This is a genomic window from Pontivivens marinum (assembly GCF_900231835.1).
GTDB classification, from domain to species: Bacteria; Pseudomonadota; Alphaproteobacteria; order Rhodobacterales; family Rhodobacteraceae; genus Pontivivens; species Pontivivens marinum.
Map to the genome: position 1 here is coordinate 1 of NZ_OCTN01000001.1, position 24272 is coordinate 24272.

Below are 24272 nucleotides of genomic sequence, written 5' to 3' on the forward strand. Positions count from 1 at the left end.
GCCGAGGATATGAAGAGGCTGGAGACGCGGCAGGCCAGTCTGGAAACAGCAATGGCGCAGGAAGCGGAGGCCATTGAGAAAGAAAAGCAGGCTGTCAGGGCGGAGCGGCAACAGGCGCAGGAACAAACGGCAGCGGCGCGACGCGCCAAAGAGTCCTTTGATCTGGGCGTCACCGCGATCGAGGCCGTCCTGGTTGAGGCCGAAAACGAAACGCTCGCCTACGATCCGGACACAGGCAAGACAACGATGCAGGACCCCACGCTTGTGAAGAACGCGCCACCAAAACTGCGGACACAGATCGTGAAACTCGCCAAACGGCTGGCTTTCGTGGAGAGCAGACTCTTCGCGCGCATCTTCCGATTGGACGAACAGATCCGTAGGGTGCGGGCGTTTCTGACGCGGAACGATATCGAGCGGCAGCAGAAGCGGGACGCGCAACAGATCATAAACGATGTCGCGGACGATGAACCGGGGATGCAGTAAATGACCCGTTGAGCTCGGCGGGCTATCCTTCGACTCTTGCCTTGAAAGGGGGCTCTTGCACGGCCACGAGCTTGGTGCGGTGAGGGCGGAAACCGGACATCCGCTGTGCTCTGCGCCAAGGTCTTTTATGCGGACGAAGCTGTCCTTGAATACGTCAATCCAAAGGTCGGCTTATTGCGTGGCTCTGCGGGCGAATATGGAATCTCCGCTTTCAAAATGGAGTGTCCCACCTTGAAGTCGTTCGCCCCTACCCTGAAGTGGGCCTTGAGTGGTTAGGTGAATCCGGTTCCGGCACGCGATCACATGAAACTTCCTACTGAGAAGCACTTAAATGGTCGGAGTTTTCAGCCAAACCATTCATGTGGTGCTTTCGAACCAAATGCTTTTTTAAGAAAATACTCGTTTTCGAATTTATTATTGATCGATTTTACTTGTATACTGTCGTCCGCTATTAAATGTAGCTGGTTTTCATAACGCCGAGATCTCGAAAATGTGGAGATATTAACAGGCTCTCCTTTGAAATCAACAAGTGTGCCGTCACCTTTTATGACCACTACTGCTTCATCAAACTCTACAATGACACCAAACAGCGCGGACCTAACCGATACAATTTCGCTTGCATCGGCTGGTAGTTGCCTATGTCCTAGGAGCCGCCTCTCCCCCGAAGCCGCGAAGCGATAAGCACTGATTCTGCTTCCAGATACCTTGTAAATCTTGTCGTGCGATCCCCAAGATAGCGCATGATCTTGCTCCGAGCTTTCGTCATCGATCCCATCATTGAGATCGATGTTTTCCTCAAACTTAATTCTTTCGATTTCAGCGCCATCGCCATCACTGAATGTGTCATCTGTTTTTGTTGGCCTAAAAAATTCTCCGGTTTTTATGAATTTCGCCAGATAGCTGCCTCCGCTGTATGAGAGGGCCGAGATGTTTTGATACATCCAATCACAAGCGTCACAGGGTTGGCTATTTAGTTCAAGGCCATCGCTTTCAGATGGCTTGAAGCCATGCTCCAGATTGAGATCCAATTGACGTAGTCCAGCATCACCTGAAGCGCAAGCAATGCGACCATAAGCGGCAGCGATCTGACGCGTTGCTACCGAAGATATTTTCTTAAGGATATGAACGCCTATGTGATCGGAGTTTACGTATTCGATGTGAACGCCGTTATGCGATGACATTATCATTCGATCATAGTGCATATTCATTGATGTATTAGGGAATGCTCCAGAAACGTCTGACTTTGCCAGCAGGTATTTTGCCATCTTTTTTGACGAGAGGTCAAAATCGAAAACGGTCAATTGTTCGAAGGCTCTTGTTACGGTGTCTCTTGTCAAAGTTCCATTGCTAATTGCATTGCTTGCTCGGAAAGAAAACTGAAGCGCAGGTCGCGCAGCTGCTTCAATTGCTTCCTCTAAGTCAGAAGTAAGAGCGTCCCAGTCAAAAACGGCCCAATCTCCTTCGGGAGTTAGGGCGTGAAGCTTCCCCTTGTAAAGCAGAGTGTCCCACCAAGACCCCTCGATTGTAATATTTAAATCGCGCATCTCTGCCCTCGCGTAATTTTGCGAACTTTCGAGCGCGTTAGAATGCCTTCTGAAAGCCAATCGGTAAGTATCTCCCGGGGAGGCACCTGATTGTTGATTCTATAGTTGCATGGATATCCGCGCCACTCACCCTCTGCGTGGTTATCATATTTAGCGAGAAAGACTTTGCCGACCTCTCTGTCATAGCCAAGATAAGCTATTTTATTCCCGACTGTGTGTATTCCCCAGCCGTCCCTTCCCTCCGTCCAGTTTTTTTCACAAGTATTCTTGAACGAACCAGATTCTTCTTCCTGTGAAATAGTCCACTGAGATTTTCCAGTACTACCATCTCGATGCTTTGGCGAATGCATGTAGATACACTCTATTATTGCTGCCGTTTCTGGGCATAGAAATGAAATTTTCGTGCTATTCAATGGACCGCCTCAAATTTGTAGTGCAATTTTTTCTAAATCTTGTTTCGTTTAAAAAGATGATGGCTTAGCAATATATTTCGTACGAAATATTTTGATGCGAACATTAAACCACTGTTTGGGTAATATTTCAACCAGTGTCCTCACGGCCATAGGCAGCGGACATAAGCAGAAACACATAGGCAATTTGCTAGTTTGGGAGTTTAGAGGCTGAAGCAGCGCTCACGCTTTATCGTGTTCGCAGACATTGGTGCCTCGTGCAGTATTGGTCGATCTGGGCTCGAAGCGGCTGTTTGGCGCAAAGTAAGTGGACGACAGCTTTGGGCCGCTAGTGTCGCAGATACCTGGTCAGATCATGGTCGCCGCGCTGCACCGCAGAAGTTCGTTCCGAGCCCAAAACGACAGTAGTCTACACAAAGGCCCTTGCTAGTAGTGCATGACTGAAATCGCATTAGACGACCCATTAAGATCTTCTAGGAGCTGATCAAACGCCCTGGCGGTGTTCCCCTAACTGCCCATTCGTTGCCACCTCAGCACCACCAGCATTTTGGCGAGCAACAACAAAATACCCCGACCGCTTAAATTGCCAAAGAGTGAGGATTGAGTCGATCAAGATGCCGCCGCCAAAAAGAAATGCTATTTGTTGGAGGTCTGGTTCAAAAAAACCAACTCTGTAGAAAATGAAAGCTGATCCATAGTAGCATATGCTCACAAACAATGACTGATAAAGCATCAAATCTGTCCGGCCAACGCCGTAGAAATAGCTGTCGAGCATATGGTTGAACGCAAATACGACATAAAAGCCCAGCATGAGCAAGGCCAGCGAAGCAACCCTGTCGGCCTCGGGTGAACCCATTGCGGAAGCGATAAACCATGTCCAGCCTGGGATCGTTAGGGCCCACACCACGGTGATCACCAAGGTAAGCCAAATATACCCTATGAAGCGCGGGCCCAGCCTTCCGTCATGATTGCCTGCATCTTGTCGCACCAGTGTTCCGAGCGTTAGAACTGGCAAGAGTAGCCAACCCCAGATGAACCCGTTCGTAACCCAAAACAGCCCGGCTTCTTCGACCTCATTCATTAGGCGTAAAATCATAAGCGAAAATGCCAAATTCCGCACACCAGACTCAAGACCGGATCTAAACGCAACGCGGAACCAGTTCCGCATCCAACGTTTGGGTGATCGCTCTTTAATCTTTCCTATCAGCTCAAGCCGATGCAGAATAATCGCCGAAGGTATTAACAAGAGCGCTCCTACGCCAATGTTTGTCAAAGCGACACCTGTTACCCCAAGATCCAACGACCATGACAGCTGGCCTACAAAGAAAGCATCGAGTGCGATAGTTGTGAACGCCCGTATGACAACCAGCAGAAGCACTAGATGATGTAAACCGAGAGCAACAAGAACAACAATGCATACATCATTCAGCAAGCCAACCATAATCCCCACGGATTCCATCCGAATGTACTTTGCGGTTAGTTCTTGGAGCTCTGCTTGCTGAGACATTGCTGCCGTAAACTGATCAGCCACTAACAAGATAATAATCGTTAAAACGGCATACGCAGCAAGTGTTACAGTGAAGGCGCTGCTAATGCGCTCACGTAATGCTGGAAGGTCACGAATTACCTGTCCGAACAGAAAATAGAGTGGCAAAAGAAGCGCCTCTTGTAGGACCTCATACGCTAAGTGAAGCCAAGCAGACTGAGCGGCAATACTAAGGTTCCAAGTTTCTGGCATTGAGTTAAGGAAGAAAATTCGGGCAGTCGAATAGATCACAGGGAAGAACGCAACGAGGAAAATCGAGCCCCAGAGCCGATAATCGATAAATTTCAAACGGGAGAGCCTTTTTAATCATACATTGAAACTGCAGGTATTTTTTAATCGGCATAGGTGTCAAGCCTCACTTCTTTGGTTTGTCTGCTCATTGCGACGGTTTTGGATCGCAAACTGCAGTGCGCCCACATAGAGCGAGGATCCGGCAGGTGGACGAAGTCCCACAGTGAGATCATTGATGGCTCTGAATTGCTGCGGAATGCACGAATGTCCGCTCTCGGGAAGCCGCATCGCAGCGTTTCAGGGCAAGGCCAAAGTCTGGTAAGGGCTTATTCTGTTGAAAAACTCATGGTTTCCCAGCCTGTATCACGGGGCGACTGGTTCCCGCCTTGATTTCACTGAACGGTGTTGGCCCGAATTGGGTTCGGGGCTAGTTTGGCTAACTTTTTGAGGTTTTGAGCGGTTGCGGCGAGGATAAATTCGTCGTGAGCGCCACATGGTCCACGTAATCGAAGCCGACTTAAGCCGTGAATACGTTTTAGATGGGCGAACGACATTTCGACCTTTTTGCGTAGCTTTCGCGAGATGGCATATTGCTGTGTTTGCGATAGGGCGCGTGCGACATCACGGGAAGGTTCGTAAATTGAGCGAGTAACTTTGCGTTGTGGCTCTTTGGGTGTGCAACGTTGTTTGAGCTGACATTCATCACAATCAGATTTCCGGGCACGGTAGCGGATGGTTGCATCTTTATTGGGACCAGACCTCGGTTTTGTGAAGGCACGCCTGTATTGCCTCAGCTCTTTGCCGCTGGAGCAGATATAGAGATCGTTCTCAGCATCAAATGTAAACTCAGCCCGTTCAAACGTACCATCCTTGCGGCCTGATTTATCGATTACAGGGATATGTGGCGCGATCCCGCGTTTCTCAACCAACCAATCCAGCATTGGGCCTGAGCCATAAGCGGTGTCAGCTATCAAACGTTCAGGCTTGAGGTCATGCGTTTTGCGAACGCGATCAATCATGGTTCTTACGACCCCAACCTCGGCTTGCCGAATGGATCGGCTGGGTTCGACATCAAGGATCACAGCGTTATCTGTATCGATCAGATAGTTCGTAGAATATGCAAAATATGCCGGACCGCCACGGGCACCTGTCCATTGAGATGCCGGATCTGAGTGTGAGATGAACTTGGGCACAACTGGGCTGGCTGCGCCAAAAGCGGCGTCGTCCAGTGTGTCGAGGTACTCGCGAACTGCGCGGGGTGCATCAGCAGGATCAATGGCCTCTGGGTTCCAATCTGCCTTGGGTGTGGACTTTTGACGGTTGGCATCCGCTGCAATAATGCTGGCATCGGCCGCAAACCGGTGACCGCTTGCTAGGCCTACCTCAATACATTGGGCGACCACCGTCTCGAACACATGGCGCAACACATCGCTGTCACGGAAACGCCCGTGCCGGTTCTTGGAAAATGTCGAGTGATCTGGAATTGGATCCGACAAATCCATCTTGCAGAACCAACGATAGGCGAGGTTCAGATGGACCTCTTCGCACAGACGCCGTTCTGATCGAATGCCCATGACGTATCCAACCAACAACATCCGCATCATCAATTCTGGATCAATCGAGGGCCGCCCAGTGAAGCTGTAAAACTCAGTCAGATGTGTCCGGACGCTGGACAGATCAACAACGCCATCAATCGCTCGCAACACGTGATCCGTGGGGACGTGACCTTCTATCGAGAAATCATAGAACAGAGCAGATTGTGCTTCCTGACGTGGTCCCATCATCGCGATCAATCTCCGACATCAATAAGGCAATTGAATCAGCAGCAAAGACCCAAATCAACAGGAGTTTTTCAACAGAATAGGCCGGAACCAACAATAGGCCTGCAGGCGATCAGAGTTAAAATCATGCGTGCCCAGCGAGAAAAGCGAAAACGACTCTCTGCCAAAGAAGGCTAGCTAGACCTGATGGCAAAACATCGCCGAAGCGGCTAGATTTGAAACGTGGAACCGCGCCAAGGCTACACAAAACTGTACCTTGAAATGTACCCCACGCATCATGGAACACAAATAAACAAGGAATTCCAGTATGTTCGCCAGATTAAATGGCGGAGGCGGTGGGATTCGAACCCACGGTACGCTCTCACGCACGCCGGTTTTCAAGACCGGTGCCTTAAACCGCTCGGCCACACCTCCAGCAAAAATGTTCCTACACGAAGTTGACAGAGAACGTCCAGTACCAGACTTTCCTCATTCGTCGTGCTGCGTTAGAGTTCCGCCTGAGCGATGGCCACATAGAGGGCTGCGATCACAGGCAATGAGGCGGACATCATGAAATTTTCGATATGGCACATGCGTGCGACTGGAACTGCATGCGCGCTGCTGGCGATCGCTGCGTGTGAGCCTGTCGTCGACTCGCAACAGGCGCAAGCCCCCAGCGAAACACCTGTAGCCGCAACACCGCAGGCGACCGAGGTGGAGGTCGCGACCCCACGGCCTGATCTGTATTCGGTTCGCGCGCTGGCTGCGTGGGACGGTCGCCCCTCGCTGGGCGGGGCGTGGATTGCGCACCCTGATGTGGCATCGGCGGAGCGGGCCAGCATTACCGAGGTTGCAACAGGCCGCACGATTACGGCCGCGCTGTTCCGCCGCGATCCATCAATTCCGGGCCCGCCATTCCAATTATCAGCCGACGCGGCGCAACAGCTTGGCATTCAGCCCGGTGTCTCGGTCGAGCTGGATGTTGTGGCTGTGCGCATGACCACTGTAACAGCACCACAGCCCACCCCCATTGCAGAACCAACGGTTGAGCATGCGGTTGCCGAGGCCGACAGCCCAACTCCCGAACCGGTTGAACAGGTGACGCCAGTTGAGACGGTCGCAACAACAGTGCCTGAACCACGCCCGGAGCCAACACCGCCCCCTGCCCCAACATCCGCACCAACCACCGATGCAGCACCTGAGCGACCCTATATGCAGGTCGGCACCTTTGGCGTAGCAGCCAATGCAGCGGCGCTAGTCGAGCGTTTACAGGCTGAGGGATTGAACGCGAAAACCGTCGCGGCGGGCGCATTGACCCGTGTGGTTGTTGGCCCTGCGAGCACCACAGCGGAGCAAGCCGTGATCCGCGACACGCTACGAGAGATGGGCTTCACCGACGCCCTCGCCGTCGCACTTTAAGTATTAAAACAGAGGAGTTTCTCTGATGATTTTGCGTTTTCTGATCATAATTTCAGTCATGTTTTCGCTGCCGCTTTCGGCGCAAACCATTGATACGGCGGCAACAGCCGCTTTGGTTATCGACTATGATACTGGTGCGGTTCTGCTGGAAAAAAATGCGGATGAGCCGATTCCGCCGGCCTCTATGTCCAAGCTGATGACCCTGAACATGTTGTTCGAGGCAATTCAGGAGGAGCGCGTCTCGCTCGACGATACATTCCCCGTTAGTGAAAATGCGCATGGCTATCCGGGGTCCACGATGTTCCTCGAAACACGGCATAACCCGACTGTGCGCGATCTGATCCGCGGCATCGTCGTTCTGTCCGGTAATGATGCCTGCATCGTGGTCGCCGAACATCTGGCCGGTTCCGAGGGCGCATTCGCCTATCAAATGACCGAGCGTGCGCGTGAGCTGGGCATGACGGGATCGACCTTTGCCAACTCCACCGGATGGCCCGCTGAGTCGCATCGGATGAGCGCACGTGACCTCGTATTCCTCGCGCAGCGTATGTTGGGTGAGTTTGGCGAGCATTACTCCTTTTTCGCCGAGCGTGAATTCACATGGAATGGCATTACGCAGCCCAACCGCAACCCGCTTCTATACAGCTCGATTGCCGGGGATGGCCTGAAAACAGGACATACTGAGGAGGCAGGATACGGCCTCGTCGGGTCCGCTGTGCGTGATGGACGCCGGATTGTGTTCATGATTACCGGCCTGCAAAGCACCGCTGATCGCACGAATGAGAGCGAGCGCATCGCAGCATGGGCATTCCGGGAATTTGAGAATGTGACCTTCTTTGATGCCGACACAGTCGTCGCGCAGGCAGATGTTTGGCTGGGGGCGGAGCAACAGGTGGGTCTGGTCGCGGATGAGGAAATCCTCGCCACTCTGCCCCGTGGTCGCGCAGCCGATGCAACGGCCCGGGTGGTTTATGACGGACCAATCGCGGCACCAATCGCCGCCGGTCAACATATTGCCGATCTGCTGATCGAGACGCCGGGCGTTGGCACCATGACCATCCCGTTGCTGGCAGAAACCGATGTGGCAGAGGGTGGACCGATGACGCGCATCGTATCCTCCGCCGGATTGCTGGCCTCACATGCCTTTGACAGCATGTTCGGATCGGACTGAGGGACGATGTTCATTACCTTCGAGGGCATAGACGGGTCAGGAAAGTCCACTCAGGCACGCCTATTGGCCGCGCATCTGACCGCGCAGGGCAAGCAGGTAATCCTGACCCGTGAGCCCGGAGGATCAGCAGGTGCCGAGGATATTCGGCGCCTACTGGTTGAGGGGGATCCGGGCCGCTGGTCGGCGGAAACGGAAATCCTGTTGTTCACAGCCGCCCGCCGCGATCATCTGGAGCGCACGATCCGCCCTGCCCTTGCCGCCGGTACGATTGTGATTAGCGACCGGTTCGCCGATAGCACCCGTGTTTATCAGGGGGCCGCGCGCAGCAATTTGCGCGACACCGTGGACAGACTGCATGACCTGATGATCGGGATGGAACCCGACGTGACGCTGATCCTGGATACTGACCCAGATGCCGCGCTTGCCCGTGGGCTGGCTCGAAAATCCGGTGAGGATCGGTTCGAGGATATGGGCGCAAGTTTTCAGCATGCCCTGCGCGCGGGCTTTACCGAACTGGCCGCCGCAAACCCGCAACGCTGCACCCTGATTAATGGCGACCGCCCTGTTGCCGATGTCGCGCAGGATATCGCCACCCGAATTGAGACCCTGTTGTGAGCGACGAAATCCCAGAACCGGACCGGATTGAGGGCGCGCCCCATCCCCGTGAAACCGCAGCATTGCACGGTCAACATCAGGCCGAGGATGCCTTTCTCGACGTGGTGCGCGGCGGACGCCTGCATCACGGGTGGATGCTGACCGGTCCCCGTGGTGTGGGAAAGGCGACGTTGGCGTGGCGCATCGCCCGCTGGATGATCGCCGATATGCCGCAGGGCGATGCTGGGCTGTATATCGAGCCGGACACCCCCGAATTTCGCCGCATCGCCGCGTTGGGCGAGCCGCGCGTTCTGCTGTGCCGCCGCCCATGGGATGACAAAACCAAGAAGCTGCGCAAGCAAATCACGGTCGAGGAAATTCGCAAGCTCAAGACGTTCTTTACCATGAGCGCGGCCGATGGCGGCTGGCGTGTCGCGATTATCGACGCGATGGATGATCTGAACGTGCCGGCGCAGAACGCTTTGCTCAAAATCCTTGAGGAACCGCCCGAGAAGGTTCTGTTCCTGATGGTTTGCCATCAACCCGGCCGATTGCTGCCCACGATCCGGTCACGCTGCCGCGAATTGCGACTGGGCGCGCTGGACCCCGCTTCGCTGGGCAGTGCGATGATGGATGCCGGTTTCGCACCAGATCAGGACACTGAAGCACTAGCCAGTTTAAGCGGCGGTAGCGTGGGAGAAGCCGTGCGCCTAATCGCGGATGAGGGGCTGGTGATCTATGGCAACCTGATCGCGATCCTGTCTGCCGCCCCGCGTCTGGACCGTGCGTTGATTGCACGTATGGCCGATGCCTGTGCGGGACGCGGCGCGGAGGAGCGGTACGACCTGACCCTACGCCTGATTGCCCTGCTGCTGGCCCGCCTTGCCCGAACCGGTGCAACAGGTGCCGCCCCGCCCGCCGCTGTGGCAGGTGAGGCGGAATTGTTAGAGCGGCTTTCACCTAGCGTCATAGCTGCGCAGGATTGGGCCCAATTAGCTGAAACAAGTAGCGCACGGATCGGTCATGGGCGGCTGGTCAACCTTGACCCTGCGCAGGTCATCCTTGATACCTTTCTTGCGATAGATGCTACAGCCAGACGACAACTCCAGTAGGCCCCATGCTCACCGATAGTCACTGCCACCTCGATTTTCCCGATTTCAACGACGACTTGCAGCAGGTCATCGACCGTGCGCAGCAGGCTGGCGTTAACCGTATGGTCACCATCTGTACCAAGCGCTCAGGTCTGGAAAACGTCATTCGGATCGCGGAACAGCACCCCCAAGTGTGGTTCGCCTATGGCATCCACCCGATGAGCGTGGCCAGCGATACCCTGATCGAGGTGGATGAGTTGCTTCAGGCTGCGCAGCACCCGCGCATGGTCGGCATTGGCGAAACGGGGCTGGACTACCACTACACCGCTGAAAGCGCAGATATGCAGCAGCTCAGCCTGCGCCGTCATATCGAGGCATGCCGCCAGACCGGCCTGCCCCTGATTATCCATTCCCGCGCCGCGGATGAGGATATGGCCAGAATTCTGCGCGAGGAACACGCAAACGGCTCATTCAATTGCGTCATGCACTGCTTCTCCTCCGGCCCTGAATTGGCCGCGACCGCGTTGGAGCTGGGCTTTTACCTGAGCATGTCAGGCATCGCGACTTTCCCCAAATCCAAGGAAGTGCGTGAGATTTTTGCCACCGCCCCCATGGACCGCATTTTGGTTGAAACGGACAGCCCCTACCTCGCGCCTGTCCCCTATCGTGGAAAACGGAACGAACCTGCCTATACGGCGCACACCGCCTGCGTCGGTGCGGATGTTTTTGGTGTCGAACCGGATGCATTCGCCGCCCAGACCGAGGCGAACTTCGAACGCTTGTTCACACGCGCAGCGGGCAGCAACTGATGGCAAAGATGGTTTTCACCATATTGGGTTGCGGATCGTCTGGTGGCGTTCCTCGTCTTGGTGGAATTTGGGGGGCCTGTGACCCGGATGAACCGCGCAACACACGCCGACGCTGCTCGCTGTTGATTGAGCGGTTCGAGGGTGAGGATGTCACCCGCGTTCTGGTCGATACCTCACCCGATATGCGCAGTCAGCTGCTGGATGCCGGTGTCGGCACGTTAAATGGTGTTGTCTACACTCACGAACATGCCGATCACGTACATGGGCTGGATGACCTGCGGATGATCGTGTTCAACCTGCGCGCACGGCTGCCGGTTTGGGCCGATGCGCCAACACGGCGCGCGCTGATGGATCGCTTCGGCTACGCATTTCAAACGCCCGAGGGCAGCCCCTATCCGCCGATCCTGTATCTGAAGCCCCTAGATGGCCCGATTGAGATTACCGGCGCAGGTGGCACCATCGAAATCACACCCTTTACCGTGAACCATGGCAGCATTGACGCGCAGGGCGTGCGCATCGGTGATTTTGCTTATCTACCAGATGTTGCGGAAATGAACGATGCCGCATGGCAGGCGGTTGAGGGGCTAGATTGCTGGCTTGTCGATGCCCTGCGCTACAAGCCGCACCCCACGCATAGCCACTACGCACAGACGTTGGACTGGATCGCACGCGCCGCGCCAAAACGCGCCGTTCTGACCAATATGCATATCGATTTAGATTACGCGACTGTATGTCGCGATACTCCAGACCACGTCACCGCAGCCTATGATGGTATGAAAATCACCTATGACTTATAAGTGTATCCCGGCCACTAGCGCATGCTAGGCCTGCTTGAAATCGTCCTTCCTGTATTCCTCGTCATGGGCGCGGGCTACATCGCTACCCGCCTGAAAATGTTTAACAATGCCGGTGCTGACGGCCTGATGTTATTCACGCAGAATTTCGCGATCCCATGCTTGCTGTTCTCGGCGCTGGCCCGACTGGATCTGGGGACGTTTTTCGATATACGGCTGCTGATCAGCTTTTATACGGGCGCGACGATCTCCTTCGCTCTCGGCGTTCTAGGCGCACGTTGGATATTCAAGCGCCGCCCGGGTGAGGCGGTTGCAGTGGGTTTCGGCGCACTGTTTTCAAACTCGGTTCTACTGGGCATTCCGATTATGGAGCGCGCTTATGGTCCCGGTTCGGTCGATGCCAACTTTGCCATTATCGCGATCCACGCCCCGTTTTGCTATCTGCTAGGCATCACCGCGATGGAGGTATCGCGTGCTGATGGGCGTGGTGTCGCTGGTACGGTTAATGCTGTTTTACATGCGATGTTCCGCAATGCGCTGATGATCGGCCTTGCCTGCGGATTTATCGTCAACCTTAGCGGCATTACCCTGCCCGAACCTGTTTGGGCAGCGGTTGATTTGATCGTGCGTGCAGCCCTGCCTGCGGCCCTGTTCGGCCTTGGCGCGGTTTTGACACGCTACAAATTCTCGGCCCAACTGCCCCAAGCACTGATGATTAGTGCGCTGTCGCTGCTGGTTCATCCGTCGATCGCGTGGTTTATCTCGGTCGAGGTGTTCGGCTTGCCCTTTGAATTCGTGCGCGCTGCAGTGATCACCGCAGCGATGGCGCCGGGCATCAGTGTTTACGTGTTCGCGAATATGTATGACCGGGCAAAGGGCGTCGCCGCCTCAATCGTGCTGCTGGGAACTGCGATGTCCGTCCTCAGCGTGTCATTCTGGCTATGGGCGCTGTCCACGCTCTAACCGGATCAGGTTGGACAGGCGGTCGGTGTCGCGGCGCAGGCCACAGAACCGGCCGTCGGAAACACAGTAATCATACGATCCCATATCGAGGTTCAGCGCCATACGCGGTGCACAGGCACGCTCCACAGCCACGGCGGCGGCGTATAGCGTTAACGGCTGTGCACTTTGCCAGATGCCCATACCCTCATCCGTTTCGATCAATACACGGCGGGTAAAACGTGGGGCGTCCTCAACCTCATGAATATCCAATTGTCCGTCCGAGATAAGCAGGTGCGATTGCAACAGGGAAATCCCCTCCGCCTGCGCACGGTCGGCCATTTCGAGGCGGCCCTCTGCGCTATCGATACCGGCCAGATCGCGTCGCGTGATCCGTGCACCATCCTCATCAATCAGCAGCACACCATCCATGCGGGCCCCGTTGCGGTTGATGATCTCACCCTCACGCAGAAAGAACCCGACCGGTGCAGGACCACCGGCGGCCCGAGGCTCCGTACCGGTATAGGCACCCGTGACGGTGATGCCTGCGCTATCACTTAACGGCATGTCATCGGGGGCGACGATCAGGCTGATATAGGGGCTCTCATCAAAAAAGAGCATACCATCAGACGTACACGCCCCAGCCAGTTGGGCCGAGGCGAGTAAAGTAGCAGCAGTTAAAGCAGTTAGCTTCATCCAGGCGACATCCCTCGCAGGCGCTCGGAACGGCGCCGCAACAGTTCCACAGTTGTAAGCAGAACGATGGAAATGGCCACCAGAATTGTTGCAACTGCGAGGATCGTCGGGCTGATTTGCTCACGCAGGCCGGTAAACATTTGCCAAGGCAGGGTCTGCTGATTCGCAGATCCGATAAAGATCACGACCACCACCTCATCAAACGAAGTGATAAAGGCGAACAGTCCGCCAGAGATCACACCGGGCAGGATCAACGGCATCTGGATCTTGAAGAAGGTCCGAACCGGCCCTGCCCCCATATTGGCGGACGCACGTGTCAGTGACTTGTCAAACCCGACCAGAGTTGCCGTTACAGTGATGATAACAAAGGGAATACCCAGTGCAGCGTGGGCCAGAATAATCTTGATATACCCAACGAAATTCTGATCCCAGCCTAACTGATCCTCCAGAAAATTACCCATCTTCGAGTAGAAGAAAAACATGCCAGTCGCCGAGATAATCAGCGGCACAATCATCGGAGAAATCAGGATCGCCATGATCGTTCCGCGGAACGGAACGTGGCTCTGGCTCAAACCAATCGCCGCCAAGGTGCCAAAACTAACCGCGATCACAGTTGCGATAGGTGCGATGATAAACGAGTTGCGTAGCGCTTGCTGCCATCCGCTATCGCTCAGGAAATCCTGATAATGCTTGAGACTGAACCCAGCCGGATCAAGCCGCAGCATCTCTGGCGTGAAGGTAAAGAAGTCCTGCGCGTTAAAGCTGAGCGGGATAATCACCAGGATCGGAATGATTAGAAAGGCGAAGATCAGCCCGCAAATCACGCGGAAGCTATAATACCAGACGGTTTGACCGGTGGAGGCGTATGATGGAAGTGACATGGTTTACCCCAGCTTCACGTTGTCGATGCCCACGAGGCGATCATAAACCCAGTACAGGGCCAGAACCATCGCGAGGAGGATCGTCGCCAGTGCGGCTGCGAGGCCCCAGTTCAGGCTCGACGAAATGTGGTAATAGATCCGGTTCGAAATGAACGTACCATCCGTACCACCCACCAGTTCCGGCGTGATGTAGTAACCAATGGCGAGGATGAACACGAGGATCGCGCCCGCACCGATACCAGGCACACTTTGCGGGAAGTACACGCGCCAGAACGCCGTCCAATCCGTTGCGCCCAGCGATTTAGCTGCACGCAGATATGTTGGCGAAATCGTCTTCATCACCGAATACAGCGGCAGGATCATGAACGGCAGCAGGATATGCGTCATCGCAATCACCGTGCCCGTCGCATTGTTGATCATCGCCAGACGATTATCATCGGCCAGCACACCGACCCACACCAGCAGATCGTTGATAACCCCCTGCTGTTGCAGCAACACCTTCCATGCAGAGGTCCGAACCAACAGCGATGTCCAGAAGGGCAGCAGCACTAGGATCAGCAGCATATTCGCACTGCGCGACGGCAAGTTGGCCAAAATCCATGCAATTGGATAGCCGAGCAGAAAGCACATCGCCGTAATCGTGACCGACAGGATCATCGTGCGGACGAACAGCTTTACATAGATCGCTTGCAGATCGGAAACCGGCTCAATCCCCGTGGGGGTGGCCCGCAAATCCATCGCAGCAAGGAAATAGCCCGCCGTTACAGGATCTGAATTCGACTTAATGACGCGCCATGTTTCGAGCGTGATCCAATCCTCGTCGATATCCTCGAATTGTGGGGCGAGCGGTTGCTCTAGCTCAAACCGCCCTAGGCGACGCTCGTTCGTTTTGCGGAAAAGCGATGACATGCCCGAGGATTCATAGTTAAGCCGCGAGCCGAGCCGAGTATGCCGCTTCGCATCCGTTGCGATCAGCATGTCGGCGTAGAGTGCCTCGAAAACATCTTCACCCGGAGGAACATCGCCGGCCTCATCCCAGCCGCGCAGGGCCTCAACCGTGCGGGGGATCGTCTCCTCAACGATAGCATTATCAACCGAACGTAGCAGCATGTTGCCGATCGGCACGAGAAAGGTCAGCACGATGAACAACAATAGTGGCGCAATCAGCAGCAGCGCTCTGATTTTCTGACGGCGCAGGGCGCGTGCCAGCGATCGCTTTAGCGGCAGCCCATCAGCAGCAACAACAGGTTCGGTAGAGGTGGTCATCAGGCATTTTCCTCCGCGCGTGCGCGTGCTGACTTCTGATTTTGCCGTATGTCCCTGAACGCCAATGGCGGACCGAAATCATCTCAGGCTCGACATACATTGAGGGATATGGAGGTCGCGTCTCAACATCCCGCAATGTCCCGATCCGTGGCGTGATCGGGGTGGATGCGGCACCAATAGCGCCGCATCCATAGTCACATAGCTACAATTACTGCAGCAACCAGGACTGGAACTGTGCGTCGATATCGTCGCGGTTATCAGCCCACCACTCGTAGTTGAACAGGAACGTGTTCACCGAGTTTGCAGGGTCGGTTGGCATATGTGGCGCCATGTCGATACCCAGCTCGGCATGTGTGCTGACCAGCGGTGCAGAGGATGCACGTGCAGGACCGTAAGCGATGTATTTCGCCTGATCGGCCAGACGCTGCGTGTCAGTCGCATAGCGCAGGAAGTCGAGCGTACGGGCCAGACGATCCTCAGGCAGGCCAGCTGGAACGATCCAACCGTCCAGATCGAACATCTGGTAATCCCACAACATGCCGACAGGCTGCTGCTGCTCTTCGATGACCGAGAACAGGCGACCGTTATAGGTCGAGCCGATCACGATTTCACCGTCTGCAAGGAGCTGAGGTGTTTCTGCGCCAGCGGACCACCAGACGGTATCGTCCTTGATCTCATCCAGCTTGGCCAATGCGCGTGCAACACCTTCAGGTGTTTCGAGCAGGTCGTAAACGTCCTCATATGCGACGCCGTCACAGATCAGGGCCCATTCTACGTTGCCGATTGGGCGCTTTTCCAGCGCGCGCTGGCCCGGGAATGCTTCCATATCCCAAACGTCACAAACGGAGGTTGGCTCTGCGCCGCCCCACTCTGCAACATCGGTGCGGTAGCCGAATGTTGTCGAGTATACGATCTGCGGGATAAAGCAGTTGGAAACGATCAGGTCGCCGAAATCTTCGGATGCGGACGAGCCGTCATCGCCGGGGGCGAGCAGTTCATCATGGTCGATTTCCATTGCGATGCCTTCGTCGCAAAGGCGCATCGCGTCTGCTGCAACAACATCGACCAGATCCCAAGTGATGTTATCTGCCTCGGACATGGCGCGCAGACGGGCAACAGCCTCACCCGAGCTTTCGTCCCAAGTGAACTCGACACCGTTTTCCTCGGCGTAAGGCTCGGAATAGGCCTTCTGCTGCGAAGTTTGATATGCGCCACCCCAGCTAACGACCGTCATGCTGTCAGCCATATGGCCATCTGCATGAGCCGCGCCAGTGAGAGCCAGTGCAGAAGTCGCACCGATCATCATTGTCTTGAGTTTCATGTTCAAATTCCCTGTCCCGGTTAGATTTGTTTCCACATCTATCGATCCGGGCGTCCGGTAGATGCGGTGATCGCCGCGCGAGACGTGCACGCTCACGCGGCTATTCTCACTCGGTCACTTCAAGCGCGCGGGCGTCGCCAGGGGCCCAGCCGATCTTGATGCGTTCCCCCGGAACCAGCTTACGCTGATCGCCCGAGTTCCGAGATTTGATGACGAATTGATCGTTTCCGGCAACCCGCAAGCGGGTGCGGAAGATGTCGCCCATATAAATCCATTCCAGCACTTCCGCGTCGATCAGATGTGCGTCGGCAGGCAAGCGGGTGTGGTCAATCTCGACCCGCTCAGGCCGAATGGAGATCAGCGTGCTTTCGCCCGGCTGGCTGACATTTACAGGCTCGGCGTTGATAATCTCACCCGAGGACAGACGTACCTCGGCCACGCCGTCGATGATCCGCTCAACCGTGCCAGCCAAGGTGTTGTTTTCACCGATGAACTGCGCAACGAAGCTGTTTTCGGGCCGTTCATACAGATCCTCTGGCGGGGCCAGTTGCTGAATGCGACCATCATTAAACACCGCGACACGGTCCGACATGGTCAATGCCTCGCCCTGATCGTGGGTGACGTAAACAACTGTAATGCCAAGCTGTTCGTGCAAGTGCTTAATCTCGAACTGCATATGCTCACGCAACTGCTTGTCCAAGGCGCCCAGCGGCTCATCCATCAGGACCAGCTCTGCGTCGAAAACCAGTGCGCGGGCCAAGGCGATGCGCTGCTGCTGACCACCTGAAAGCTGTGCGGGGCGGCGTCCGCCAAACTCACCCATCTGGACCATGTCCAAGGCGCGCTTAACCTTCATCTCACGCTCGGACTTGCCCATTTTACGGACTTCGAGTGGAAAGGCCAAATTCTCAGCCACGGTCATATGTGGGAACAAAGCATAGTTTTGAAAAACCATCCCAATTCCACGTTTGTGCGGTGGGATGTTGTTGATTGAAACGCCGTCTAGCTTAATTTCGCCGTGCGTAGCGCTTTCAAAACCTGCGAGCATCATCAGGCAAGTCGTTTTGCCAGAACCTGATGGTCCAAGCATGGTTAAAAACTCACCCTTACCAATAGAGAGGTTCAGGTCTTTCACAACAAGCGCTTCGCCGTCGTAGCTTTTTTGCACCCTATCAAATGTTACGAAGCCGTCGTTCGCTGGAGTATCGGCCAAATTGGAATTCCCTGTTTGTTGTCCCTACCCAGCAGTCATGCCAGTACACAAACGAGCCTAACGGTGTTTTCCCAAGATGCAACGCCACAGAGGCAGACACTTCAAAACAGGCGAATTAAGCGGCGAAACCAACCGAAACAGATCATTTTTCCCGTCAGAATCGCCCAATCAGGCCGATTGACCTCAACCAGCAGCAGCCCGAAGCGCCATCAAATAGCCCCCCGCGCCAAAGCCGGCGATGACGCCCGTCGCAGCAAGCGCCACATAGGAGTGATGCCGGAACGCCTCGCGCCGGTGCGGATTCGACAAATGCAGCTCAATAACCTGCAATCCGTCACAGGTTTTCAGCGCATCCAAAACCGCGACAGAGGTGTGGGTATAGGCGGCTGCATTGATGACAATCTGCGCGCCCTCGGACCGGGCCTGATGGATGAAATCGACCAATCCACCCTCGGAATTTGTCTGGCGAAAGGTCAGGACAACCCCCAATTCCCCCGCCAATGCCTGACACTGCTCCTCAATCTGGGCGAGGGTATCCGCGCCGTAAATCTCAGGTTCACGCTGCCCCAGCAGGTTCAGGTTCGGCCCGTTGAGGATGTGAACGGCGCGGGTCATGGTCTTCTCCAGATTTCAGCGTGTCAAAGGTGGCGCCACCGTGCAGGAGATCATTGCGAAAGCCAATGGTCCACCATGGCACTGTTCGCATCCGCCAATCCGTCGATCACGTCGAAATGGTGGCGGCCCGCTTCCACCACCAGCGAGGTATCAACTGCACATCCGGTCCAGATATTCGCAATCAACTCTGACTGCCGGATAAATTCGGGCCGTTCATCCCCGCCAACCCATGCGGTTAGGCGCGTTCCGGATCGGGGGGCCTGTAACGCCGCGCTCTCGGCTGTTGCCGTGGCCCAATCCAGACGCAACTCTCGGTTCAAATCCGTCTTTAACAAGGGGCGCAGGTCGTGCAGGCCACTGATCGACAGAACATGCCCCAACCGCGATGCTGCCCCCTGTCCCAGTGGGCTGAGCGCGCAAGCCATGCGTGACACCAGATGCCCGCCCGCGGAATGGCCGCTAAGGTGGATCGGACCACTGACCATGCCTGCCGCTTGCGAAATTGCGCGTGCGATTTGCCCCGTAATCTCCGCAATCGTGGCCTGTGGGCATAGGGTGTAGGACGGGATCAGGACGGCATAGCCCCGCTCAACCGCGCCTCGCGCCAGATGTGACCATGACGATTTGTCGAACATCCGCCAATAGCCACCATGAACAAACACAGCCAGACCAATTGCCGGACCCTCTGGCATGAATAGATCGAAGCGCTCACGCTCTGACGCACCGTAACCAAGGTCAAGGCGCGCTCTATTTGCGGCGATCAACCCCTCACGAAACTGTGCGGCCTGTTGTATCCACTGCTCAGGAAACTGCTCAGCCCCCTGAATATAGGCCCCATTTGCATAGGCGTCGTTCCAATCGGAAATCACGTCGGCAGCCCCCAAAGCTCATTTCGCCCCAGCATCCCGCCATGTTAGCGCGCTACAAAGGCTGGTATACATGTTTGCCCTATCCGCGTGGAACTTGGAAGCAATTTGGCGTATCCCTACACCAATACACGCACAACGTGTGGTGGTGATCTAAACACACCCAGACCACAGCTTTCTTTGACAAAAATCGTATCGCTGCTATAGACGAATGCTAAAATTTGCGTCGTTTTCCAACCATCCGCCATGGTTTCGCCGCGATATAGCCTTAGGCAAAAAGGCGACATGAATCAGATTGTCTACGGGGACGAGCAATGGCCAATATCTTTACTTATTCGGTCTATACCGATGACGATCTGAATTTTGGCTCCTCTGGCGGCGATTTCTTCTTTGAGGTTCCAACCGATCCGCCAACACTGCAACTGCATATCTCGGACGATGATACATCGCTCAGGGCGCAGGGGTCGGGCACAGAGAATGCGTTGGGGTACATCTTCGACTCGACGACCAATACCTATCAAAGCTCCTCCTCCAACTCCGCCCGCTTGCTGGCAGTGGACGTGTGGGAGGTTTCGGGCGGAAACTTCATCACTATCTACTCCATTGAAATCAATGGTATTAACTACACAATCATCGCGGATAGCGATCAGCAGGCCTATGCTGGAGATACGGCGACCTATTCCTCGGACGCGACCCCATCGAGCATCGATTACGACACGATGCCCAGCTCGAACGAGACATTGCCCGGCGCAACTGGCGGTCCGAACCTTGGCAATGACGACCATATTTTTGGCGGCGACGGCGATGACTCGCTGCGTGGTCAGGCCGGTGCAGACACGATTGAGGGTGAAGCTGGTGATGACAGCCTGGATGGCGGTGCCGGCAATGACAGCCTGATCGGTGGCGCAGATAATGACTCGCTGCGCGGTCAAGCGGGTAACGACACGCTGGATGGCGGCGATGGCGATGACAGTCTGGACGGCGGAACAGGTAATGACAGCCTGCTGGGCGGCATCGGAAACGATTCCCTACTAGGCGCCGAGGATAACGACACCGTTGAGGGCGGCGACGGCGATGACATCGTTTACGGCGATGGTTCCGACGTGCGCGATCCGACACAGGATACTGCGGCCTTTAACTTCAACCGCGCGAATATTGACGCAAGCGGTACATCCGACGGCGGTGCCAGCAACGAAACCGTAGGTGAGTCGATCATCTATGAGAACGTTGCGACAACAGCGGATGGCGTCGTAATTGATGCCCGCTTCACCATTCTCTCGATCACCGAGGCAGACGGCATCACTGCCTCGGCCATGCAGGTCGATTTGAACAACGCCGACGCGGCCGATCCCAACATCGTAGTTTTGAACCTGGGCGCGAATACTGCAAACTCCTTTGGTGGTCATAAAGCCCAGATTGTTGTCGAGTTTTTCGCCGCATCCGGACCGGATGTCGGACAGCCGATCACCCTGAACGGTACATTCGTGTTCCGCGATCTGGATGAAACGTTCGTTGGCGGCTCAACGACCGATGTTGAGCGTGTTACCGTCGCAACATCCGAGTTCACCAGCTATGAGATCGCAGACCCCTCATCCGTCACCGTGGTGGATAACGGGAACAGCTTCAGCTTCTCTGGCAGCCGCGATAACGACCAAACCACCCTGACAGCACTGGAGCAGGAGGAGAACCAGGTCGCGCTCGACTTTGTGAACCGGTCCAGCTTTACCGTGACGCTGACCTCACGTGAGGTGAATTCGGGATTTACCTTCGACACCGAGAATTTCTCCAGCGCGACCATCATCGGCGATGCCAGTGACGAGGGCGATGACTCCGTCAGCGGTGGTGCAGGTAATGATACGCTGTACGGCTCATCGGGCAACGACACGCTGGATGGTGGCACCGGCGACGATCTGATCGATGCGGGCGATGATGCCGACCTTATCCTGCTAACGGATAGCTTTGGTGCAGATACAATCCTAGGTTCCGAGGGCGGAACCGATCTGGATACACTATCCGCCATCGGCCTGACGACAAACGGCGTTGATGCGATCATCACCAATTACACCGGCGGCAACCTAACAGGAACGATCGAGGAAAGCGGAACTGGTGAGATTACCGATTTCACGGAGATCGAGACCCTCGTCCTATCCAATAACAATGATTCTTACGATTCCAGCGCGGTTGGTGCGATCACAGTCGCAGGCCTGGACGGTGATGACACCATCACAACCGGATCGGGCGCAGACACGATTTCAGGCGGCGACGGCGCTGACCTGATTTCGGCCGGTCAGGGGAATGACAGCATTAGCGGTGACGGTGGCGCGGATACATTCCAGTTGCTGGATAATTTCGGCACGGACACGATTTCCGGTGGCCTTGGAACTGATGTCATTGATGCGTCGGGCCTGACGGCACACGGTATCGATGTCACCTTCAGCAACAATAACAACGGTACGATCAACGATCAGACGAATGCTGACGGCTCCTTCTCGTCGATCAGAGACGTCATCTTCTCGGATCAGGCTGACAACGTAAACGCAGATGCAATTACGTCGAACAATCGCGATCATGACCTTGCTGGCGGCGATGACAGCTATGCAGCCAGCGGCAGCTCTGGCGATCGTGACGTCAGTGGCGGCAGCGGCAACGATACGATTGTTACCGGTTCGGGCGATGACAGCATCGATGGCGGCACGGGCAGTGATAGCCTTCAGGGTAATGCGGGCAGCGACACACTAAACGGTGGTGATGGTGAGGACACGATCAGCCTGTTTGAGAATGACACAGCGACCGGTGGCCTGAACGACGATCTGTTCAACTTTGTGGCTGGTGCCTCCACCGGTGCGGGTGGTGATACGATCAGCGTCACCGGTGGTGAGGATCCCGGCGATGTCGACATCGATACACTGTCGCTGGCAGGACTAACCAACCTAGCTGGTGAAAAGCTAACACAGGCCGACATTACATTTGGCGGGCTAGAGGACGGCACATTCACGCTGGAGGACGGTACCGTTGTCACCTTCAGCGAGATTGAGCGGATCATCTGCTTCGATGCCAATGCGCGTATCATGACCCCCACCGGCCCCCGTGCCGCGGGTCAGCTAAAGCCGGGCGATCTGGTTGTGACGCGCGACCACGGCCTGCAACCGATCCGCTGGATCGGACAGCGCACGGTTAAGGCAACTGGCTTGCTAGCCCCTATCGAATTTGACGCGGGCGTTTTCGATAATCGCAACGCGCTGCGAGTGTCCCCGCAGCACCGCATGCTGATCCGTGACAGTGCATTGCGGCTGAGCCATGGCGTGGATGAAATGCTGGTCGCGGCCAAGCATATGGTCAACGGCACCACGATCCGGCAGGTCAGCGGCGGCACGATTGAATATGTGCACCTGATGTTCGACCGCCACGCGATTATCTTTGCTGAGGGGATCGAGTCTGAGAGCTTCCACCCGGGTGAGATGGCCTATGATGCGCTGGATCCCGCAGGGCGCAGCGAGCTGTTCTCCTTGTTCCCCGAACTGGCCGTCAGCGGCCCGCAGGGCTATGGACCGTCATCGCGCGAAACACTCAGAGCGTGGGAATTACCGCCGCGCTTTGCCCACTCTGCCTGAGCTGAGGCTGAATACAAAAAAGCCCCGCAGTAAAAACTGCGGGGCTTTCGCGTTTAGGATAACCGGCTGGATCAGAACGGCGATTCAGGGAAGTAGAAACGCTCTGCATTGTCCTGTGTGATCAGCACCGAACCGATGATGAAATCGCCAGAAACCGGTGCGCTGGAAACGAAGTTCAGCGCGGTCAGCTCAATCGCCGTTGCGATCATTGCTGGTGGGTAGGTCACGTCAGCCGGAACGATGGTGTCACCATCGCGCACGCGGGCGATCATTTCCTTCATACCGGCACCGCCAAGTACCCACATCTCATCCGTACGGCCAGCCGCCTCGATCGCGGCGAGCGCACCAATGGCCATATCATCATCCGAGGCCCAGACAGCGTCGATATCAGCATGCTTGGACAGGAAATCCTGCATCACTTCGAAGCTGTCATCACGGTTCCAGTTGCCGTGCTCCATATCGAGGATTTCGATGCCCGAACCCTCAATCGCAGCCTCGAAACCGGCTACACGCTCGTTATCGATGCTGGTCGGAATACCGCGCAGCGCGACGATATTGCCGCCCTCTGGCATCTGGCTGACGAAAAATTCGCCCGAAACGCGGCCAAAGCCGGGGTTGTCGCCTGCAACATACAGGTCCTCGATCCCCTCAACCGCCAGACCGCGGTCAACAACCGTCACCCACGCACCGCTATCCGCAACAGCGGCAACAGGGCCAGTCAGTGGATCGCTCTCGAATGGCAGGATCACCAGCGCGTCGATATTGCGCGTGGCCATCATATCCTCGACATCCGAAACCTGCTTGCCCGGATCGGAGGCCGTAGCCAGCACGAAATCAAGCTGCGGATAGGTTTCCTCCAACCGCTCAATCGCCTCACGCGCGTGGAAGTTCATGCCGCCGGCCCAGCCATGGGTCGCCGCAGGAATGGACACGCCGATAACCGTTGTGTCCTGCGCGAAGGCCGGCACGGTCATCATGGTGGCCAGCGCCAAAGTTGTAATCATCTTCATGG

At 55.7% G+C, this 24272-nt stretch carries 19 protein-coding genes, 1 tRNA gene and 1 pseudogene; 9 read left to right on the plus strand and 12 right to left on the minus strand.

All coding sequences use genetic code 11. The features are described 5' to 3' along the window. The coding region (locus CR254_RS00005) for a hypothetical protein (RefSeq protein ID WP_219617960.1) at nucleotides 1–483 on the plus strand (483 nt) is incomplete at its 5' end. A gap of 344 nt (nucleotides 484–827) precedes the next feature. On the opposite strand, the gene CR254_RS00010 is transcribed toward CR254_RS00005, so the two are convergent. The 4 genes from CR254_RS00010 to CR254_RS00025 all read right to left on the minus strand — a co-directional run bounded on the left by CR254_RS00010 (nucleotide 828) and on the right by CR254_RS00025 (nucleotide 6409). Next, the gene (locus CR254_RS00010) at nucleotides 828–2027 is read right to left on the minus strand and encodes a hypothetical protein (RefSeq protein WP_097927765.1); all 1200 of its coding nucleotides are present in this window, start codon (nucleotides 2025–2027) and stop codon (nucleotides 828–830) included. Between the two features lie 894 nt (nucleotides 2028–2921). Next, nucleotides 2922–4271 carry an MATE family Na+-driven efflux transporter gene (locus CR254_RS00015; protein ID WP_097927766.1) on the minus strand — a complete coding sequence of 450 codons (1350 nt, stop codon included), beginning with the start codon at nucleotides 4269–4271 and terminating at the stop codon, nucleotides 2922–2924. A 335-nt stretch (nucleotides 4272–4606) separates the two neighbouring features. Further along, nucleotides 4607–5998, minus strand: coding sequence for an IS1182 family transposase (locus CR254_RS00020; RefSeq protein ID WP_097927767.1), 1392 nt, complete (start codon nucleotides 5996–5998; stop codon nucleotides 4607–4609). Between the two features lie 321 nt (nucleotides 5999–6319). Beyond that, nucleotides 6320–6409 (minus strand) — tRNA-Ser (locus CR254_RS00025). Between the two features lie 135 nt (nucleotides 6410–6544). Here CR254_RS00025 and CR254_RS00030 point away from each other — a divergent pair. From CR254_RS00030 to CR254_RS00060, 7 genes are read left to right on the plus strand one after another with little or no spacing between them, the layout of a single operon-like run. Beyond that, nucleotides 6545–7393 (plus strand): SPOR domain-containing protein, encoded by an 849-nt coding sequence (locus tag CR254_RS00030; protein ID WP_097927768.1) that lies wholly within the window; start codon nucleotides 6545–6547, stop codon nucleotides 7391–7393. Nucleotides 7394–7418: 25 nt separating this feature from the next. Then, nucleotides 7419–8564, plus strand: coding sequence for a D-alanyl-D-alanine carboxypeptidase family protein (locus CR254_RS00035; protein WP_097927769.1), 1146 nt, complete (start codon nucleotides 7419–7421; stop codon nucleotides 8562–8564). A gap of 6 nt (nucleotides 8565–8570) precedes the next feature. Continuing rightward, on the plus strand, nucleotides 8571–9179 hold the full coding sequence (gene tmk, locus CR254_RS00040; RefSeq protein WP_097927770.1) for a dTMP kinase: 609 nt from the start codon (nucleotides 8571–8573) through the stop codon (nucleotides 9177–9179). Beyond that, complete coding sequence (locus CR254_RS00045) at nucleotides 9176–10270, plus strand: DNA polymerase III subunit delta' (RefSeq protein ID WP_097927771.1); 1095 nt, start codon at nucleotides 9176–9178, stop codon at nucleotides 10268–10270. Before tmk ends, CR254_RS00045 begins: the two co-directional genes overlap by 4 nt. 5 nt (nucleotides 10271–10275) lie before the next feature. Beyond that, nucleotides 10276–11058 carry a TatD family hydrolase gene (locus CR254_RS00050; RefSeq protein WP_097927772.1) on the plus strand — a complete coding sequence of 261 codons (783 nt, stop codon included), beginning with the start codon at nucleotides 10276–10278 and terminating at the stop codon, nucleotides 11056–11058. Next, nucleotides 11058–11855, plus strand: a complete 798-nt coding sequence (locus tag CR254_RS00055; RefSeq protein WP_097927773.1) for an MBL fold metallo-hydrolase — start codon at nucleotides 11058–11060, stop codon at nucleotides 11853–11855. Before CR254_RS00050 ends, CR254_RS00055 begins: the two co-directional genes overlap by 1 nt. A gap of 21 nt (nucleotides 11856–11876) precedes the next feature. Next, nucleotides 11877–12815: an AEC family transporter gene (locus tag CR254_RS00060; RefSeq protein WP_097927774.1), complete on the plus strand. Its 939-nt coding sequence runs from the start codon at nucleotides 11877–11879 to the stop codon at nucleotides 12813–12815. On the opposite strand, the gene CR254_RS00065 is transcribed toward CR254_RS00060, so the two are convergent. The 7 genes and pseudogenes from CR254_RS00065 to CR254_RS00095 form a co-directional block, all read right to left on the minus strand. Beyond that, complete coding sequence (locus tag CR254_RS00065; protein ID WP_145996682.1) at nucleotides 12792–13487, minus strand: hypothetical protein; 696 nt, start codon at nucleotides 13485–13487, stop codon at nucleotides 12792–12794. The two genes, CR254_RS00060 and CR254_RS00065, sit on opposite strands and share 24 nt — an antisense overlap. Continuing rightward, nucleotides 13484–14341 (minus strand): annotated as a pseudogene (locus CR254_RS18165) (ABC transporter permease); the annotation flags it as partial. The pseudogene CR254_RS18165 and the gene CR254_RS00065, both read right to left, overlap by 4 nt. Before the next feature lie 30 nt (nucleotides 14342–14371). Then, the gene (locus CR254_RS18170; protein WP_097927777.1) at nucleotides 14372–15634 is read right to left on the minus strand and encodes an ABC transporter permease; all 1263 of its coding nucleotides are present in this window, start codon (nucleotides 15632–15634) and stop codon (nucleotides 14372–14374) included. 208 nt (nucleotides 15635–15842) lie between these two features. Then, nucleotides 15843–16955 carry an extracellular solute-binding protein gene (locus CR254_RS00080; RefSeq protein WP_097927778.1) on the minus strand — a complete coding sequence of 371 codons (1113 nt, stop codon included), beginning with the start codon at nucleotides 16953–16955 and terminating at the stop codon, nucleotides 15843–15845. A gap of 106 nt (nucleotides 16956–17061) precedes the next feature. After that, nucleotides 17062–18168, minus strand: a complete 1107-nt coding sequence (locus CR254_RS00085; protein ID WP_097927779.1) for an ABC transporter ATP-binding protein — start codon at nucleotides 18166–18168, stop codon at nucleotides 17062–17064. A 183-nt stretch (nucleotides 18169–18351) separates the two neighbouring features. Then, nucleotides 18352–18783, minus strand: coding sequence for a type II 3-dehydroquinate dehydratase (gene aroQ, locus CR254_RS00090; RefSeq protein WP_180955836.1), 432 nt, complete (start codon nucleotides 18781–18783; stop codon nucleotides 18352–18354). 50 nt (nucleotides 18784–18833) lie between these two features. Continuing rightward, nucleotides 18834–19652: a hormone-sensitive lipase gene (locus CR254_RS00095; RefSeq protein ID WP_097928839.1), complete on the minus strand. Its 819-nt coding sequence runs from the start codon at nucleotides 19650–19652 to the stop codon at nucleotides 18834–18836. A 311-nt stretch (nucleotides 19653–19963) separates the two neighbouring features. Between CR254_RS00095 and CR254_RS00100 the strand changes: the two genes are divergently transcribed. Beyond that, nucleotides 19964–23260, plus strand: a complete 3297-nt coding sequence (locus CR254_RS00100) for a Hint domain-containing protein (protein ID WP_097927781.1) — start codon at nucleotides 19964–19966, stop codon at nucleotides 23258–23260. A 71-nt stretch (nucleotides 23261–23331) separates the two neighbouring features. Here CR254_RS00100 and CR254_RS00105 read toward each other — a convergent pair whose 3' ends face one another. Further along, nucleotides 23332–24270 carry an ABC transporter substrate-binding protein gene (locus CR254_RS00105; protein ID WP_097927782.1) on the minus strand — a complete coding sequence of 313 codons (939 nt, stop codon included), beginning with the start codon at nucleotides 24268–24270 and terminating at the stop codon, nucleotides 23332–23334. Between the last annotated feature and the right edge of the window lie 2 nt (nucleotides 24271–24272).

Excerpts from the sequence above, each read along its gene's own strand:
- CR254_RS00010 (WP_097927765.1), bottom strand. The coding sequence starts at position 2,027 with ATGCGCGATTTAAATATTACAATCGAGGGGTCTTGGTGGGACACTCTG.
- CR254_RS00020 (WP_097927767.1), bottom strand. The coding sequence starts at position 5,998 with ATGATGGGACCACGTCAGGAAGCACAATCTGCTCTGTTCTATGATTTC.
- CR254_RS00030 (WP_097927768.1), top strand. The coding sequence starts at position 6,545 with ATGAAATTTTCGATATGGCACATGCGTGCGACTGGAACTGCATGCGCG.
- CR254_RS00035 (WP_097927769.1), top strand. The coding sequence starts at position 7,419 with ATGATTTTGCGTTTTCTGATCATAATTTCAGTCATGTTTTCGCTGCCG.
- tmk (WP_097927770.1), top strand. The coding sequence starts at position 8,571 with ATGTTCATTACCTTCGAGGGCATAGACGGGTCAGGAAAGTCCACTCAG.
- CR254_RS00050 (WP_097927772.1), top strand. The coding sequence starts at position 10,276 with ATGCTCACCGATAGTCACTGCCACCTCGATTTTCCCGATTTCAACGAC.
- CR254_RS00055 (WP_097927773.1), top strand. The coding sequence starts at position 11,058 with ATGGCAAAGATGGTTTTCACCATATTGGGTTGCGGATCGTCTGGTGGC.
- CR254_RS00060 (WP_097927774.1), top strand. The coding sequence starts at position 11,877 with ATGCTAGGCCTGCTTGAAATCGTCCTTCCTGTATTCCTCGTCATGGGC.
- CR254_RS00065 (WP_145996682.1), bottom strand. The coding sequence starts at position 13,487 with ATGAAGCTAACTGCTTTAACTGCTGCTACTTTACTCGCCTCGGCCCAA.
- CR254_RS18170 (WP_097927777.1), bottom strand. The coding sequence starts at position 15,634 with ATGACCACCTCTACCGAACCTGTTGTTGCTGCTGATGGGCTGCCGCTA.
- CR254_RS00080 (WP_097927778.1), bottom strand. The coding sequence starts at position 16,955 with ATGAAACTCAAGACAATGATGATCGGTGCGACTTCTGCACTGGCTCTC.
- aroQ (WP_180955836.1), bottom strand. The coding sequence starts at position 18,783 with ATGACCCGCGCCGTTCACATCCTCAACGGGCCGAACCTGAACCTGCTG.
- CR254_RS00100 (WP_097927781.1), top strand. The coding sequence starts at position 19,964 with ATGGCCAATATCTTTACTTATTCGGTCTATACCGATGACGATCTGAAT.
- CR254_RS00105 (WP_097927782.1), bottom strand. The coding sequence starts at position 24,270 with ATGAAGATGATTACAACTTTGGCGCTGGCCACCATGATGACCGTGCCG.